At 40.9% G+C, this 16249-nt stretch carries 12 protein-coding genes and 2 pseudogenes; 4 read left to right on the top strand and 10 right to left on the bottom strand.

The annotated features are described in order from the left end of the window. The first annotated feature begins 8 nt into the window (after window positions 1-8). Window positions 9-1031 carry an IS4 family transposase gene (locus tag FBB35_RS03760; RefSeq protein ID WP_174708137.1) on the top strand — a complete coding sequence of 341 codons (1023 nt, stop codon included), beginning with the start codon at window positions 9-11 and terminating at the stop codon, window positions 1029-1031. Between the two features lie 158 nt (window positions 1032-1189). Beyond that, window positions 1190-1420 carry a PEP-CTERM sorting domain-containing protein gene (locus FBB35_RS03765; protein ID WP_254625813.1) on the top strand — a complete coding sequence of 77 codons (231 nt, stop codon included), beginning with the start codon at window positions 1190-1192 and terminating at the stop codon, window positions 1418-1420. A 60-nt stretch (window positions 1421-1480) separates the two neighbouring features. On the opposite strand, the gene FBB35_RS03770 is transcribed toward FBB35_RS03765, so the two are convergent. From FBB35_RS03770 to FBB35_RS34275, 3 genes are all read right to left on the bottom strand, one after another. Then, window positions 1481-3841 carry a PhoX family phosphatase gene (locus FBB35_RS03770; RefSeq protein ID WP_174708537.1) on the bottom strand — a complete coding sequence of 787 codons (2361 nt, stop codon included), beginning with the start codon at window positions 3839-3841 and terminating at the stop codon, window positions 1481-1483. Window positions 3842-4205: 364 nt separating this feature from the next. Beyond that, window positions 4206-4673 carry a transposase gene (locus tag FBB35_RS34270; RefSeq protein ID WP_254625646.1) on the bottom strand — a complete coding sequence of 156 codons (468 nt, stop codon included), beginning with the start codon at window positions 4671-4673 and terminating at the stop codon, window positions 4206-4208. Further along, the gene (locus tag FBB35_RS34275; protein WP_254625814.1) at window positions 4601-5161 is read right to left on the bottom strand and encodes a transposase; all 561 of its coding nucleotides are present in this window, start codon (window positions 5159-5161) and stop codon (window positions 4601-4603) included. The genes FBB35_RS34270 and FBB35_RS34275 overlap by 73 nt, the downstream gene beginning before the upstream one ends. Before the next feature lie 139 nt (window positions 5162-5300). On the opposite strand from FBB35_RS34275, the pseudogene FBB35_RS03780 reads away from it, so the two are divergent. Next, a pseudogene (locus FBB35_RS03780) lies at window positions 5301-6639 on the top strand (IS701 family transposase). A gap of 145 nt (window positions 6640-6784) precedes the next feature. After that, window positions 6785-7738, top strand: a complete 954-nt coding sequence (locus tag FBB35_RS03785; protein ID WP_254625815.1) for a glycosyltransferase family 2 protein — start codon at window positions 6785-6787, stop codon at window positions 7736-7738. Between the two features lie 466 nt (window positions 7739-8204). On the opposite strand, the pseudogene FBB35_RS03790 reads toward FBB35_RS03785, so the two are convergent. From FBB35_RS03790 to FBB35_RS03820, 7 genes and pseudogenes are all read right to left on the bottom strand, one after another. Further along, window positions 8205-9001 (bottom strand): annotated as a pseudogene (locus FBB35_RS03790) (IS5 family transposase). 73 nt (window positions 9002-9074) lie between these two features. Beyond that, on the bottom strand, window positions 9075-9638 hold the full coding sequence (locus tag FBB35_RS03795) for a hypothetical protein (protein ID WP_174708538.1): 564 nt from the start codon (window positions 9636-9638) through the stop codon (window positions 9075-9077). A gap of 191 nt (window positions 9639-9829) precedes the next feature. Then, on the bottom strand, window positions 9830-12349 hold the full coding sequence (gene recG / locus FBB35_RS03800; RefSeq protein ID WP_174708539.1) for an ATP-dependent DNA helicase RecG: 2520 nt from the start codon (window positions 12347-12349) through the stop codon (window positions 9830-9832). Window positions 12350-12409: 60 nt separating this feature from the next. Continuing rightward, window positions 12410-13255 carry a hypothetical protein gene (locus FBB35_RS03805; RefSeq protein WP_174708540.1) on the bottom strand — a complete coding sequence of 282 codons (846 nt, stop codon included), beginning with the start codon at window positions 13253-13255 and terminating at the stop codon, window positions 12410-12412. A gap of 222 nt (window positions 13256-13477) precedes the next feature. Then, entirely contained in the window at window positions 13478-14422 is a 945-nt protein-coding gene (gene tsf / locus FBB35_RS03810) for a translation elongation factor Ts (protein WP_174708541.1), read from the bottom strand. A gap of 207 nt (window positions 14423-14629) precedes the next feature. Next, window positions 14630-15424 carry a 30S ribosomal protein S2 gene (gene rpsB / locus FBB35_RS03815; RefSeq protein ID WP_174708542.1) on the bottom strand — a complete coding sequence of 265 codons (795 nt, stop codon included), beginning with the start codon at window positions 15422-15424 and terminating at the stop codon, window positions 14630-14632. 224 nt (window positions 15425-15648) lie between these two features. After that, window positions 15649-15816 (bottom strand): hypothetical protein, encoded by a 168-nt coding sequence (locus tag FBB35_RS03820; RefSeq protein WP_174708543.1) that lies wholly within the window; start codon window positions 15814-15816, stop codon window positions 15649-15651. Between the last annotated feature and the right edge of the window lie 433 nt (window positions 15817-16249).

A 16249-nucleotide genomic window follows, 5' to 3' on the forward strand; every position in this document is an offset into this window, starting at 1 on the left:
GTTTGATTGTGATTATAAATTCATTTCCCAAAATTGTCAAAGATATACTGAAAAGCCTGCCAAAAAACGATTATCCAGTATTGAACAGTCGTCTGTTTTTTGAGTGCTGGCTATCCTATGCCCTGGATAACAGCTTAACAAGTATGCGAGATTTGTTTAACAGATTAAATAACAATTGTTTTGAGGTAGATATTTCTACTTTCTCTAAAGCAAATTTACATCGAAGCCAAAAACCTTTTCAAGAGATTTACCAAAAATTAAATGAATTAGTACAGAAGAAAGTTCAAAAAAAGTTACACAATAAATATGCAATTTGTCCAATAGATTCAACAATTATTACTCTCACAAGTAAATTGTTATGGGTACTAGGTCATCATCAAGTCAAGCTGTTTAGTTCCTTAAATCTCTCCACAGGAAGCCCAGAAGATAACTTCATCAATTTTGGACATGACCATGATTATAAATTTGGTTCCAAAATGATGTCTAGTCTCCCAATAAATGCTGTTGGAGTAATGGATAGGGGTTTTGCTGGATTAAAATTTATCCAAGAATTAGTACAAGAAAACAAATATTTTGTTTTGCGGATAAAAAACAATTGGAAACTAGAATTTGATGGCTCAAATGGATTGGTCAAAGTTGGTGCATCTGATGATGCTCAAGCTTATAGAGTAATTAATTTCTGTGATTTAGAGACAAAAACCGAGTTTCGCTTAGTGACTAATTTACCAGAGTCGGGAGATGCAGCTGTTCATGATGATGAAATTAGGGATATTTATCGATTACGTTGGGGAGTTGAATTGTTGTGGAAGTTTTTAAAGATGCACTTAAAACTTGACAAACTCATTACCAAAAACGTCAATGGTATTACCATACAAATTTACGTGAGCTTGATAGCCTATCTGATTTTACAGCTTTTATCTATTCCCGAACAATGGGGACATACACTATTAGATAAATTCCGCTATCTTCAATCTTGTATGTGTCAGAAAATCAGCTATGTTCATTGGTTTGAGGAGATGATGTTTTGCTGACTAATTTAAGCTTTTGAGACTTAGTGTAACTAATAATGTAAAGTTTTGTATCAGCATTCAACATTTCTGATACTCAATATACAGAGGCAAGTGATTTTGATTACCCATTATCTCCTGTAGTCAGCTTTACAGATGGCAACCTGTCAGGACTGAGCTATTTGGTTGAAGATCAGTTTTTCATTGGGAATGATCCAGGTAATCCAAATACAGGAGGAACAAAATTTTATAGCATTCTGAGTGCTGACTTATTGTCTACAACAGAGGTGGGTAGAGTAGCTTACTCTAAGAGTACACCCGTACCAGAACCAATGGCTATTGCTGGTATAGCGATCGCAGGTGCTATGGCGTTGGGGATGAAACGCAAGAAAAAACTATCTGGAGTGAATTAGTAGCGCTACCTTGGAAATCAATGTAGAGACATTATAAATAACGTCTCTACATTCGTAATACTAAGTAAAATTACCAGTAGGATTCTTACGTTTGATGCCAATTACAGATGGTTTAGGAAAGCTTCTAGGTTGACCTTTACCACCGTCAGCAGTTGGGATGTTACTTGGCCAACTACTACCACGAGGCACAGTCCGAGCCTGATTGAATGTAACACCACTCAAATCCAGTAATTCAATCTCACGACTCAAAATCGTACCATCGTTAATTGGGCTATCTTCACCAGGATGCTGTACGGAAATAATCAGCGTATCTCCCACAAAAGTTGGCCCGGTCATCTCACAACGCACCGGCCCATGAGCAAACGGTATTACCTCTCCCGCGTTAGCACCAGTAGTAGGAATGTAGAATAGCCAGTTATTACCAAAAACTCCTGTGAAGTTAGAAACATTACCATTGGCTGTGTGGTCGATGGTGGTTATAGTACCAGCAGCACCAACATTAAAACCATTGTGAGTGGTGGTAGACATATCTGTCACACCCCAAATATTTGCCTTATTGTCGAACACTAGGTTATCTACATTGGCAAAACCAGCACCAGAAAGTGATCCAGCTTCTCCACCCTGAGCAAATCTCTGCCAACGGAAGGTTAGACCTGTCCCATCAGCACTATCTTCAATAATTTTGTACAATCCCCCCGATTGCTGCGTTGCGTTGACATTTGTACTCAACTTAGCAACTTGGAAAATGCGTGAATCTGGATAACCGTCGCTTCCCGGCGCACCATCAGTATAGGCAATGAAGACTTCTTTGGTAGCCGGATGCACTTCTATATCTTCTGGACGTGCTGTGGGAGTTCCGCCAGCCAAATTCGCTGCTAAGAAAGCATCAACGAGAATAGCACCTTGGGAAGTGTAGAAGTCAGATAGCTTCTTACCTTGATAACCAGGTAGTCTATCAGCTTCATTGGTGCGATCGATTGGGAGGGAACCACCATCTATAGTTTGACCTGCAATACCATTGCGTTTTGGTAGGGGTAAAAGACCATTTCTTTGAGCCGAACCCAAAGCAGCAAACTCCACAGAAGAAATTACCGATGGCGGAATGGGATTGGTGGGAGTAGTTAAACATAACGGTATCCATTGACCCGTACCATCTGGATTGTAACGGGCGACATACAATGTACCACTTTCCCACAAACTGCTGTTGGCTTTGCTGGTTGGTGAAGAAATAATACCTGCACTGACAAATTTCCAGGTGTGCCCCCCGCGTCTGTCATCACCCATATAGGTGATTAATGGTTTCTTAGCTTCAGCACGGATGGCAACGTTTTCATGGCGGAAACGACCCAACGAAGTATGTTTGCGAGGGCGGAAATTCGGATTAACGGGATCAATTTCGACAATCCAACCGTATTTTTCACCAACTAAACCGAAGGTCTTACCAGTAGTACCATCGATGTAACCTGTTTGAGTACCATTAGGGGTAACTGGTTCTGTGACACCAACAAAAGCTCCTACACTTCCTTGAAAATTTTCTTCAGCACTTAAAATAGTTCCCCAAGGAGTTGTACCGCCAGAACAGTTATAGCCAGTGCCGATAATTTTGTTACCTAATCCATCGGAGGAGAGGTTAAATACTTGAGTTGCAGCTGGACCAGTTCCAATGAGATAGTTTTGATCGCCTTTTTGGTAGCTACGACTTCCCCAAGAAGTGACATTTTTATATTCATCACTCCTTTGGATATTAATCCCCAATCCAGAAAGACCATGAAGGCGGCGATTTCTGGCATCACCTTTAACCACAGCATAACGCTTACTGCGGTTACGTTGGGAGATGCGGACAATAGATCCGCCTAAGTTATATAAAACTTCGCCGTCAAATTCAAAACTTCTGGTGGAAGGCAAAGCCCACCCAATAACCGATTCAAAGGTGGTAAGCAATCCTTTAACATCAGCAGGAGCTTCTGGTGCTAGATCAGAAAAAGGAAAACTCACATATTCGTGATTGACCCACAAATAGCCGACATCGTTAGTTCTGCCCAGAGGAATAAAACCTGTATAATCGTTGTTGTAGCCGAAATAATCGTCCCTGTTGGGAAAAACGCGATCGCCCCAGCTGATAATTACATAACGTTCATACTCTGGTGGCACTACCACATCATCAACTACGTTGTAGCTGTTTAACTTCGCATTTGCAGATGGATTGATTAGCTGTCCCTGACCAATTGCAGTTGGCAAGAAACTTTTTTGCTGTTTATAAACGGGCAAAGGATGGGGTAAGCGCACTGGTGTAAAGCTTAGTCGTCTGTTGTTTGCTTCTGCAATACTAGAAACACCATCTAGAATTGTGTCTCCCAATACAGCAGCACCAGCACTGCCAGCAAAAAATATTAAAATTTGTCTGCGACTTAATTGAGACATCAAATTCTCCTGTATTGTGACATAAAAAATTTAGTAGGAGCAAATATTGATTAATGACAGAAAAAGCCATCAACTATTTACGTGAAATGCCACAGATTTTGAATAGTAAGTAACCTGTTATTAACAAAAGGTTGTTTGCTATTTAGGTTACATAACTAGACAAAAATTTTTAAGTTTGTCATATAATCTAATGACCAAAAATTAACATCAGGTTATATGTTGATTAATGGAGATTTATCAAACAGAATTCAGGAGTCAGAAGTCAGAAGTCAGAATGAATTCTGCCTTATTAAATAAACTTACTTTGAGAATTTTCGGGCGGATACAAATTAGAGATGATCGGGGAATACCTATATAGCGGTTATCAGTCTTGTGAGGTACAGTAGCAGCAGTGAGTAAACCAACCCAGCAAATTCTCTATTGTCACTTCTGCGAATGCCGTATCTAATGCCTGGAGTAAATCAGGGTATGTCCTTGCACCGATGCGACGGAGAATGTTCTTAATCTTGGACCAACAATTCTCAATCGGTGAAAAATCGGGAGAATAGGGGGGGAGATAAATGAGATGAGCGCCAGCAGCGATGAGCAAAGCTTCAAGTTCATCACTTTTATGGATTGAGCAGTTATCCATGATCACCACTGCACCAGGCCAAAGTTTGGGTACGAGCTTTTGGGCGATGAAGGCATCAAAAGTCAAAGCATCGATAGAACCTAAGCCACTCCATTGGGTGAGCAGTCCTTTCAAGCTAATTGCACCAATTACCGAGACATTTTTCCCTTTGCGGTTGGGCTTTTGAGCATAGCCCGAAGGCCAGGCAAGGCGCGGGCACATTTGCGGATGAAGGACAGATTAACTCCCGATTCATCTAAGAAAATCAGCTCTTCGACGGGTATCCCCCTCAAGAGTTTCCAGTACTCAAATCGGGCTAGTTGGACTTCATCACTACCTTTTTTGTGAGGTGGAGACTTTTTTTTGAGGTTGAGGTGAAGTTTCCAGCGAACCATCCGATTCACCGTAGCTACCCCAATTAAGACCTCTGTTTTCTCGTAAAGTCGTTCCCGCAATTCGCTTAACGTCGCATCGGGCTGTGCTATGACGAGTTGGCGCAGGATTTCTAACTGTTCAGCATTCAACTTTGTTGCTGTCTGCTCAGTCCGCACCTTGGGGCCTATCATCCCCAATTCTCGATGGCGTTTGAGTAAATTTTGCACAAAACTTAAGGTGACACCAAAGTTTTTAGCCAGTTTTCGTTGGGAAATGTCACCGCAGGCATAAGCATCAACTATTTTTTGACGCAAGTCGAGAGAGTAGGCTTTCATCACCACCAATTATCAGTAGAATTGCTCTCTCCTACTGTACTGAAGTAGACTGATAACCGCTATAACCCTCTTCTGTCACTTTCCGAGTATTCTGAATAAAAGGATTAAAAGAAAAAACTCTCTTCAGGTAAGCAGGGCAATGGATGTAGAATTACAAATCCTAAAACATTTGGCAAGAGATGCCCAGCCAACAGTTGCGATCATAGATGAATATTGTGCAGAGTATAAAGACCTGTTCAAAGAAGTAAGAAATTATGAATGCTTCAAATATTTACATTTAGGGATAATTGCACCAATAAAAAGAAAATCATTACCAGAAATAGCCAAAGTAGTAAGTATAAACTCGGCACAGTCATTACATCATTTCATAGCCTATTCAGATTGGTCAGCAAATAAATTAAAGAGCCGAAGATTAGATAAATTAAAGAAAGCATTAAATAGTCAGGCGATAACCGTAGTAATAGATGAAACTGGAGATAGGAAAAAAGGTAAAAAGACAGATTATGTTGCAAGACAATATCTAGGGAGTGTAGGAAAAATAGATAATGGAATAGTATCAGTCAATGCTTATGGAGTTTATGAAAATGTAACATTTCCATTAAGTTTCAAAGTATTTAAACCGAAAGGGACGCTCAAATCAGGAGATAAATATAAAACCAAAATAGAGTTAGCGTCAGAAATTATTACAGAATTAATAAATGAGGGGTTTAATATTGAATTAGTATTAGCCGATAGTTTATATGGTGAAAGTAGCAAATTCATCAAAAAGCTCAATGAATATGAATTAGCTTATGTTGTAGCAATTAGAAGTAATCACGGAGTCTGGCTACCAGCTAATCAGAGCGTTAGAGCTAACAAGTGGTGCAAATTTGAGAGAACATTTAGTAATAAAAAATCCGAAATCAGATATATCCGAGAAATAATTTATGGTAAAAAAAGAGCCATAACTTACTGGGAAATAACTACTGATCCAGAAACAATGCCGGATAATTCCACTTCATTTGTCATGACGAATCTTCAAGGAAATCTCAAAAAAAACTTTAGGCGATTTATATGGATTAAGAACCTGGGTAGAATATGGGTTTCGACAATGTAAACAGGAACTCGGCTGGACAGATTATCGCTTGACAAATTTTCAACATATAGAGAGATGGTGGGAAATTATTTTTTGTGTTTACACAATGATTAGTCTAAATTCCCCAGCCTTTTTAGCCTTAAATCAATCTCTTCAAATTGAAACTGAGGTGATAGGTACTAGTTATGTTAATTGTGTAGATTTTTCTCATCATCAACAATGGAATCATAATTCTGGATGGAAGAATACTCTTAATAATCTTCGTTTAATTGTCCAACCTCTTTTACTATTTTGGCTGATTTATCCCTGGTTAGATATTTTTCCAAATTCTCATTTATTGCTAGGATTTAATCATTTAATTTGTGCCATGAACCAATTTAAACCCTTTTTTGCTTCTGGATGATTTCACTTATTTACTACTTGCTTATCTCGGAGAGTGACAGAAGAGGGATAAAAATTATTTCCATTGACATTTTCTTAACCAGAATCAGCAAAGGAACAGTGTCAGCGCCTCATCTGTCCTATCCTGGAGATGGATAAATAATGTTGTGGGTGAGACTGTGTTTTTCAGCGTTGTGATACCGACTTATAATCGCCAACCGATCTTAGAAAAGTGCCTCCGCGCCTTGGAGGTGCAAGAGTTAAGCCAGCCAAGTTCGGTTACTAATTACGAGATTGTCTTGGTGGATGATGGTTCTACCGATGGCACATTAGAGTGGTTGGTAGAACACAAAGAAGAGTTTCGCCATGTGCGATGGTTTCAACAAGATCATGCTGGGCCGGCTGCGGCTCGGAATTTGGGAGTAAAAGAGGCGCTGGGAGACACAATTATCTTTATTGATAGCGATTTAGTAGTACTGAATAATTTCTTGCAAGCTCATGGGAATGCCCTATTGCAGGGGAAAGAGAAATTGGGGAGCGATCGCTTTTTCACTTATGGTGCAGTTATTAATACTTGTAATTTCAATAACCCAATGGCTGAACCCTACAAAGTCACAGATTTTTCAGCAGCTTTTTTTGCTACCGGAAATGTAGCAATTCCCAAACATTGGTTAGAGAAAGCGGGACTTTTTGATACTAGTTTTCAACTCTATGGCTGGGAAGATTTAGAATTAGGTGTGCGGCTGAAAAAACTAGGTTTGACACTAATTAAATGTCCCGAAGCCGTAGGATATCACTGGCATCCAGCATTTAACTTAGAGCAAATTCCCCGATTGATTGACCAAGAAATTCAACGCGGACGTATGGGAGTTTTATTTTATCAAAAGCATCCCACATGGGAAGTGCGAATGATGATTCAAATGACTTGGCTGCATCGCTTACTTTGGGGAATTTTATCACTTAATGGCGCACTTAATGAACGGACAATGGCTCCGTTATTGCAATGGCTAATTAACTTAGGTAAACCGCAATTAGCTTTAGAAATTGCTAGAATTTTTCTCAACTGGTACAATGTGAAAGGTGTCTATGAAGCCTATGCTAAAATGCAGCAAGTATCGTGAGTTTGGGCTTCATTTGGCTAAAAGTGAATAATTACTCATTCAGAGGACTCCTCAGCAATTAGAATAATTTTTTCTTGGAATCTCGCAAATACAACTTCACCGTCAGTTACTTGTCCCTCAGCAATTTGTTCAGTTCCTACAGCAATTTTTTGCCCTATTTTAGTTTTTAGCTTACGCCGTCCTAACGACTCTATTCCAAGAATGAGTGGTGATCATCGGAAGCAATCGCCTCAAGATAGCAGATAGTAAAAACACTCCCGAAAGCCTAAAAGTAAGAAAATCCAGCCCTTAATTTTTTACCAAATGAAAATGGGTGGCTATAGGGACACTTGCATAGTCATAAAAATCTGTGTGAGTGCCCCATATTTGGTTTTTTTTATTCTGCTTTAGGAGTTTTTACAGCTTGCTTTTGAAACTCTTCCCAAAATACTGAATTATTCTCAGAGACCATTTATAAAGTAAATCTTTAAATGGCTAGACGACGTAGCATAATTCGAGTCATAACGGCATATATGGCAGCTTCACTCATTTCAGTCAGACGTTCATAATCTTTACTCAAACGATGGTATTGGTTAAACCAGCAATCATGTTCTTTCTACTACCCAACGCTTGGGTAAAACTTCAAACTCTTTATTAGTACGGCGCATGACTTCAACATGAGCTTGAATCATCAACCAAACAGCCAGCGCAAACTTATCACCGTCATAGCCTGAGTCAACCCAGATGACTTCAACTTTTTCTAATAACTCTGGTCGCTCCTCCAGCAGTTCCATCAAAGCATACGCTGCAAGCACTCTCTCACCAGCATTACCCTCACTCACAACCACTTTGAGCAATAGTCCTAGGCTATCAACTATTGTTTGCCGTTTTCTTCCCAAAACTCGCGCTTTCCACCATCAAAGCCGTACACATCCCCCTTTTTTCAGTCGTTTTTACCGACTGACTATCTGCCGCGATCGCTGTTGGTTGTGTTGACCTACCTAGTTTCTCCCTTAGTTTGTCACGTAGTGTATGGTTTAATTCTTCCCAAATACCGTATTTTTGCCATTTGCGATAATAGCTGTAAACCGTTGAACTTGGTGGAAAGTCTCCTGGTAGCATGTCCCATTGACATCCCGTTTTCAACTGATAGTATATTGCGTTGCATACTTCTCTCATATCAGTAGTCCTTGGATGTCCCCCAGATTTAGCTGGTGGGATTAAGGGAGCTAGAATAGCCCATTCTGAGTCACTCAGGTCGGTAGAATAAACCTTTCGAGTCATTGAACGCTACGTAAATGCACTGTCTCAAAAGTATCTTATCGTTATCATTTCATTTGATTAGTCCCCTTTAGATTTACTTTATAAATAGCCTCTCATCTGCAACTATTTTCAACATTAATTCCATAAAAATCATTGTTAAAGATTGCATGTCAGTATCAACAATTTCTTGACCATCAAAATCGGGATTTGTTGGAATATGCACTTCTTTAATCCACCAGCGATCTATTTTTGTTAATAATTCATAGATAGAGCCTAAAAGATTAATATTTATTTCTGCATCGGCATTGGCAAGAAATTTTGGCAATTCATGTGCTAATTCGTTACGATGATCGACAATATTTTTTACTAGTTTCATATCATCGTCATTAATAGCAGACATCTTTTTCAACCATAAAAGTGATGCTTGATGTTTATTCTTATCAAGTGATAAAACTTCATCTTTATATTGTTTACTTTCAACTCCACCTTTTTCATTGAATTCATAGGTGAAAAACTCCCGAATGCGCTCAATAATTGAACTCTGAAGCAGTTCAAATGCTGCCAAAAAAATTGAAGCAGTAATTAGATTACTTCTCAAAGTTTCAGGATTTAAAAACTTAGCCCAACTGCGGTATACCTGGTCTTCAGATGTGTTCATACTTAATAACCTTTTGATTGCTCACAGTCCTCTAGATAGTTCCAAAGATTAAAAACTCTTGATTTATCGCAACGATTCTTGCTGCTTGCCTATCCCAATATATTGATTCTCATCAGCTTGTCAATAGCATTTAAGATGCGCTTACCCTGATAGGTGTATCTAGTCGCTGTTCATGATCAATACAAGATAAATTATGTCAAAATCGCCCCACCCATCAATCGCTCATAGCGATATTTCAACTCTTCTTTCATCAAATACCAACGCTCTAAAGTTGCATCCATCTCTATTATTTTTTCTGCTGCTTGCCGCGCTAAAAGTAAAACTTCTTCATCGTCAACCAAACTCGCTAAGGTAAAATCTGGCACTCCAGATTGACGAGTTCCCAGTACTTGCCCTGGGCCACGAAAACGCATATCCATCTCAGAGATGAAAAAACCATCCTGAGATTGTTCTAATACCTTCAGCCGTTGTTGAGCATCAGGACTCCTAGAACTGCTCATCAACAAACAGTAGGATTGAGCCGCGCCACGACCGACACGCCCCCGCAGTTGGTGCAATTGTGATAAACCAAATCGCTCTGCATTTTCGATGAGCATGACTGTAGCATTAGGTACGTCTACACCCACCTCAACAACGGTAGTAGAAACTAAAACCTGTGTTTGGTTATCACGGAATTTGGTAATAGATTCGTCCTTTTCAGATGAACTCATGCGACCGTGGAGCAGCCCTACTTGAAAATCGGGAAAAACGCTTTCTTGTAACTTTTGATGCTCATCAACAGCCGATCGCAAATCCAGTTTTTCTGATTCCTCCACCAAGGGCAAAACCACATAAACTTGCCTACCTTGGGCAATTTCTCGACGGATGAGGTCGTAAGCATGGTTGCGTTGCTGACCCGATAATACTGTTGTTTGAATCTTTTGCCGTCCTGGTGGTAACTCATCAATTTGGCTCACATCCAAATCCCCATGTATCGTCAGTGCCAAGGTTCGGGGAATCGGGGTAGCTGTCATAGTTAACACGTGTGGTTGTTCGCCTTTTTGCTGCAAACGCGCCCGTTGTTCTACCCCAAAACGATGCTGCTCATCTATCACCACTAACCCCAGTTGTTGGAAGTTTACAGAGTCTTGAATTAAGGCATGAGTTCCCACTAACAGAGGTAATTCACCAGTTCCTAACTGAGAATGGATTTGTCTTCGTTTAGCAATTTTAGTAGAACCTGTCAGTAATTCCACTGGTAAATGCAAGAGGTTAAACCAGCTAACTAATTTACGATAATGTTGTTCTGCTAAAACTTCCGTGGGAGCCATCAGCGCTGCTTGGTAGCCAGATTGAATTGCTGCGAGGATAGCTAGCACGGCGACGACCGTTTTACCTGAACCTACATCACCTTGCACCAAACGATTCATTGGCACAGGTTTTTGTAAATCGTTGAGGATGTGGTTGAGAACTCGTTGCTGTGCGCCAGTGAGTTTAAAAGGCAGTATTTCGTAAAATTTTTCTACAAGTTGACCTCGCGGGACGAGGATGGCGCTAGTTTGAATCGCTCTTGCTTGCTGCTGACGTTGCAGTAAACCAAGTTGCAGGTAGAAAAATTCATCAAAGACTAGGCGACGACGGGCAACTTGTAGGACGGCGCTATCGCTGGGAAAATGGATGTTAGCGATCGCATCTTTCAATTCCATCAAACCATACTTCTGTCGCAAACCACTTGGCAAAGGGTCTTTTAGGCTAGCCGCAGCAGGTAAAGCAGCAATTACCGCTTGTCGGACTGTATTTGCCACAACGCCTTCAGTCAATCCATAAATTGGCACTACTCGCCCAATATTCAACGACTCAATCGAATCTCCTGGATTTGCCAAAACCTCTAGTTCTGGATTATCAAGCGTCAAGCCGTATTTACTTTCTTTCACCAACCCACACGCCGCCAGAATACTACCCACTGGATAACGACGTTTTAAACTTTCTTGCCAAGCGCGACTACTAAAGCGCGTACCTGCGTAAAAACGACCAATTTTGATTTGACCGCTATTATCTTTTACGACCAGTTCTAAAATTGATAATTTCTGATTTTTAGGGCTACTAAAGCAGTTACAACGCTTCACTGTAGCCACTATTGTCACCGTCTCACCTGCCTGTAACTCGCGGATATTCACCTGACGCGCATAATCAATGTGGTCACGAGGATAATAGAAAAGCAAGTCGCGGACGGTGTGTAAACCAAGCCGTGCTAAATTATCAGCTTTTTTAAAGCCTATTTCTGGTAAATCACTGAGTTTTTGCTCAATTTTTGGTGCAAGTCTCCGACTCACCTCAGTAAAAATTGGAGATTTTTGGTCGCGCCTTTGGTGCGCTGGAAGCGCAACTTGGATTTTAGCTTGATAAGTTTTCCCCTGCTCCCCTGCTCCCTTGCTCCCCTGCTTCCCCTCCTCCCCTTCCTCCTGCTGGAGTTGTGATAGATACCTCCGAGTTTCTGCTACTAAATGTTGTCTTTCTTCCAGCGCTAGATGTGGATAACTAGCAAATTGCACTGCTAGTCCTTGCCAGCGGCGGCGTTCAGTTTGGGGTAAGCCTGTTGGGAATTTGCCCAAAGTCAGGCTTAAAAATTCACTGAAGCGATATTCTCTGCCCACCAAGTCTGTGAAGCCCCGTTCGGCTTCTATTGCCAAGGCTTTGTGCAATCGTATCCAATCTGGTTTTTCATTAGTCATTGGTCATTAGTCATTAGTCATTAGTCATTGGTCATTGGTCATTTGACTCTGGACAAATGACTAATCTTCAAACCAACTAGCACGCCATGCAGCTTCAGCTTCAGCGATCGCTTTTTCACGATATTTCTTTTGATACTCTCGTCCCAGCTTGTTTAGCTGAACTAAAATACTACGAATTTGTCTGCGTTCAGAGGAGAGTGCCACATCAGCAAATTCAATTTCTCCTAGCCGCAGGTTAATAGCCATGATTTGGGTCAGTCCAGAATCTTCTGACTGCTGCTCATTTTCAATTTCAATTACTAAGTTTAATAAGTTTGGTGGCCCTGGCATAGCCTCAGCAGATGCTTCTGATGCAGCCGCAGCCGCTGCTGCTAAAATCGGTTCTGGTAATTTTTTAGGTAATACTCCAGATTTTTGTATTAAAACATTAGCATCATGCGATAGTTTTTTCAGTATATCTTGCGTTACTTCTTCTAAGTTCTGTTGCCATTTTACTAGTTCTATAGGATTAGAGGTGTCGGCGGTGAGAGACTGAGAATTCGAGGTGTCCAGAAGTTCAGAAGATGTTATTTCCTTATTCTCCTCATCTTTATCTTCTTCATCTCCTTTATCTAACCCAACTTCCTGACTTTTAATAGAAGTAAGCAATTGTTGCGCTGCCACTTGCCCCAACTTGCGGATGGCTTGTTGCAATTGCTGGCGCTGATTCAATGACAAATGCAGAAAGTTTTCGGGATACCCCTGTGTACAAAGGTGATAACTCGCTAGAATCAACTGTTTTCGTACAGCTAGCCCCAAGGTGTTTAGATAACTAGCATAAGCGGTTTGTAGCTCTACTGCGATCACCCGAATCGCTTCTTGTAATGCTGCAATATCCCGTTCAATTCGCTCGATTGCTCTTGCCATATCTTTTCATTCTTGTCCATGTGAACTATTAAATAGTACAAATGTACGAATTTATTTTATAATAACTTCCCAAAGGTTTTTAGATTTTAAATTAAATGCGATATTTCACCTATCTACTCAAAAAAACACAGGTCAGGCTATTTGCTTGACCTGCTTAGTAAAGAGTCATTTGTCCTTTATCCTTGGTAGAGACTAATGACAAATGACTGATGACTAATGATATTACATGCTGCCAATTTGTGCAGCGACTTCATCAGCAAAGCTAATTTCTTGCTTCTCAATGCCTTCGCCCAATATATAGCGGACAAAGCGAGTCACTTGAATCTCTGTGCCTAATTGGGTCTTCGCTTGCTTCAAAAGGTCTTCTACGGAAATACTTTGATCGCGGATGTAAGGCTGATCGAGCAAAGTCAGTTCTTTTAAGCGTTTTTCAATCCGTCCCTGAACAATCTTTTCTTTGATGTTATCTGGCTTGTTCGCCAAATCATCCTTACCCATTTCAATGTCTTTTTCCTTTTGGGCAACTTCGGTAGGAATTTGGTCTACGCTTACGTACTCGACATTTGGACAAGCTGCAACTTGCATTGCAGTGTTCCGTGCCAAGTTTTGAAACTCTGAGTTAGTAGCCACTGATTCAGTTTGAGAACCCAGTTCTACTAATACACCAACTCGACCGCCAGTGTGAATGTAGCTTTCTACTACACCTTGCGTGCCTTCCGCTAGTGCAAAATTGATAAAGCGACGCACTTGGATATTTTCACCGAGCGTAGCAATCGTTTGCTTGATGAATTCTTCTACAGTCCCGCTTGGATTCTCAGCATATTGTTGAGCTAACAAAGACTCAACACTATCAGCAGTCGCTGCTTGCTTTGCTAGGTTCTTAACTAAAGCTTTAAAAGCATCGTTACGAGCCACAAAGTCGGTTTGGCAGTTGACTTCGATGAGTACACCTACTCGACCACCTGGTTGAATGTAAGTGTCTACTAGACCTTCTGCCGCAATGCGATCGCTTTTTGCTCCCGCCTTAGAGATGCCCTTTTTCCGTAGCCAGTCTGCGGCTTCTTCTACGTTGCCTTCAGTCTCTATCAGCGCCTTTTTGCAGTCCATCATGCCGGCACCAGTTTTTTGGCGTAGCTCTTGGACGAGTTTTGCAGATATTTCCGCCATTTTGCCTCAATTCCTAACTTGACCTCGAGTTGTAATCGCTCACGGATGTTGAGTATTTCTATCTTACTCAGGGCTGGGGCAGAAAAAATAATGAAGTTATCAGGTATGAGTTTTTTTGCTTCTACCTTATACCGCAAGGAATGGCGGATTGCTGCTACTCTGCAAACAACCGCCCTTCCTGGGACACTTCCTTCACCCCTACTTTACTTATTCCTCTTCTTCCTCGTCGGGAATTACGGCATCAGTATATTCGGTTTCTTCGTAGTCATCGTCATACTCACTACCGTCGTAATCTTCGTAATCATCTTCAGCATCTAGCTGACCGTGACGACCTTCATAAATGGCATCTGCCAATTTCCCGACTATCAGCTTAATTGATCTGATAGCATCGTCGTTTGCTGGGATGGGGATATCTACTACATCTGGATCGCAGTTTGTATCCAACATGGACACAATGGGAATATTCAGCTTTTGGCATTCTTGAACTGCGTTATATTCCCGTCGTTGGTCTACGATTACCACGATATCGGGCACTTTCCGCATTGTTTTAATGCCACCTAAATATTTCTGAAGCTTCGTCATTTCCCGACGTAGCATTGATGCTTCTTTTTTCGGTAATAAATCTAGTGCGCCAGTTTCTTCACGGCGTTCTAAATCTTTCAAACGGTCTACCCGTGTTTTAATGGTTGCCCAGTTGGTTAACATTCCGCCCAACCACCGTTGGTTAATGTAGTGGGAACCACAACGGCTAGCTTCTTGGGCAATAATTCCAGCTGCTTGGCGCTTGGTGCCGACGAAAAGAAATTTCTTCCCTTGTTCTGCGTGCGATCGCATATAGTTGTAAGCATTATCCATCAACTGGGCAGTTTGTACCAAGTCGATAATATGCACACCATTGCGGGAAGTATAAATGTAAGGAGACATTTTTGGGTTCCAACGCCGGGTCTGATGCCCAAAGTGAACCCCTGACTCCATCATTTGAGCCAATGAAACTACTGGCATATATTTTTCAACTCCGATTCGGGTTAAACCTCCATCCAAGTGCATTTCCCAACCTGGGAAACACCCGAATTCTTAGATGTGCGAGATTAGTTAACCATACTAGGTTAGCACATTTGCAAGAGTTTGGTGGGGCGATAAAATAGCGCTACCCACTCAACAATATGGAAGCGCTATGCTTGTAATGATGAAAATCTTGCTGTTGTGAACTACCTCAAAAGACCCATCTACTCGCGGTCTTCTTGATCCTTGGGCTTGGATTTTTGTCGCCTTTGTTCTACCTGATCGTCAATAGTTTCTCTCATTTTGCGATCAGCAGCGTCCATAGCAGAATACTTAAAACGGTTGATTATGCCACTGAAGAAGTTGCTAAAGAATCTTTCAATTTCCTGCATAATTTAATACCTCGGTATTTAAAGGTAAATTCTTGACTCTACATTGGTCTTGGATTTTCTAGTGGAAGGAAGTTGGAAATAAAATTCTAACCTTTGACCAATGACTGTATAAAACAGTCTCATTAATTAAATCAGTATTGTTGAGATTTCCGAGATTGAAACGCGGTAGGCACCCATCTATTCTATTCTGTCCGAGGTAATAAATGTGGCAAATTGGACTTTGGACAAAAATCAACAATCATTTCTCAAATTGGGATCACCGAAACAGTGCTGAGTGCTGTACGCGAATAGCGGGGCGTTTAGTCCGTAACGAGTGCTAAGTAAAAAAAAAGTAATAATTGCACTTCATTAGGACTTACGCAAAACTATAGGGCGTAGGGGTAATCCATGAATTGCCCCTACCGGAGAATAAGGGTTTTGGCTATTTTTTGCG

Origin of the sequence: Nostoc sp. TCL240-02 (assembly GCF_013343235.1) — a bacterium.
Taxonomy (GTDB): Bacteria; Cyanobacteriota; Cyanobacteriia; order Cyanobacteriales; family Nostocaceae; genus Nostoc.

What these genes read in the sequence shown, in the direction of transcription:
- FBB35_RS34270 (WP_254625646.1), bottom strand. Translation starts at nt 4,673, where the DNA reads ATGTGCCCGCGCCTTGCCTGGCCTTCGGGCTATGCTCAAAAGCCCAAC.
- FBB35_RS03795 (WP_174708538.1), bottom strand. Translation starts at nt 9,638, where the DNA reads ATGAACACATCTGAAGACCAGGTATACCGCAGTTGGGCTAAGTTTTTA.
- FBB35_RS03805 (WP_174708540.1), bottom strand. Translation starts at nt 13,255, where the DNA reads ATGGCAAGAGCAATCGAGCGAATTGAACGGGATATTGCAGCATTACAA.
- tsf (WP_174708541.1), bottom strand. Translation starts at nt 14,422, where the DNA reads ATGGCGGAAATATCTGCAAAACTCGTCCAAGAGCTACGCCAAAAAACT.
- FBB35_RS03770 (WP_174708537.1), bottom strand. Translation starts at nt 3,841, where the DNA reads ATGTCTCAATTAAGTCGCAGACAAATTTTAATATTTTTTGCTGGCAGT.
- rpsB (WP_174708542.1), bottom strand. Translation starts at nt 15,424, where the DNA reads ATGCCAGTAGTTTCATTGGCTCAAATGATGGAGTCAGGGGTTCACTTT.
- recG (WP_174708539.1), bottom strand. Translation starts at nt 12,349, where the DNA reads ATGACTAATGAAAAACCAGATTGGATACGATTGCACAAAGCCTTGGCA.
- FBB35_RS03820 (WP_174708543.1), bottom strand. Translation starts at nt 15,816, where the DNA reads ATGCAGGAAATTGAAAGATTCTTTAGCAACTTCTTCAGTGGCATAATC.
- FBB35_RS34275 (WP_254625814.1), bottom strand. Translation starts at nt 5,161, where the DNA reads ATGAAAGCCTACTCTCTCGACTTGCGTCAAAAAATAGTTGATGCTTAT.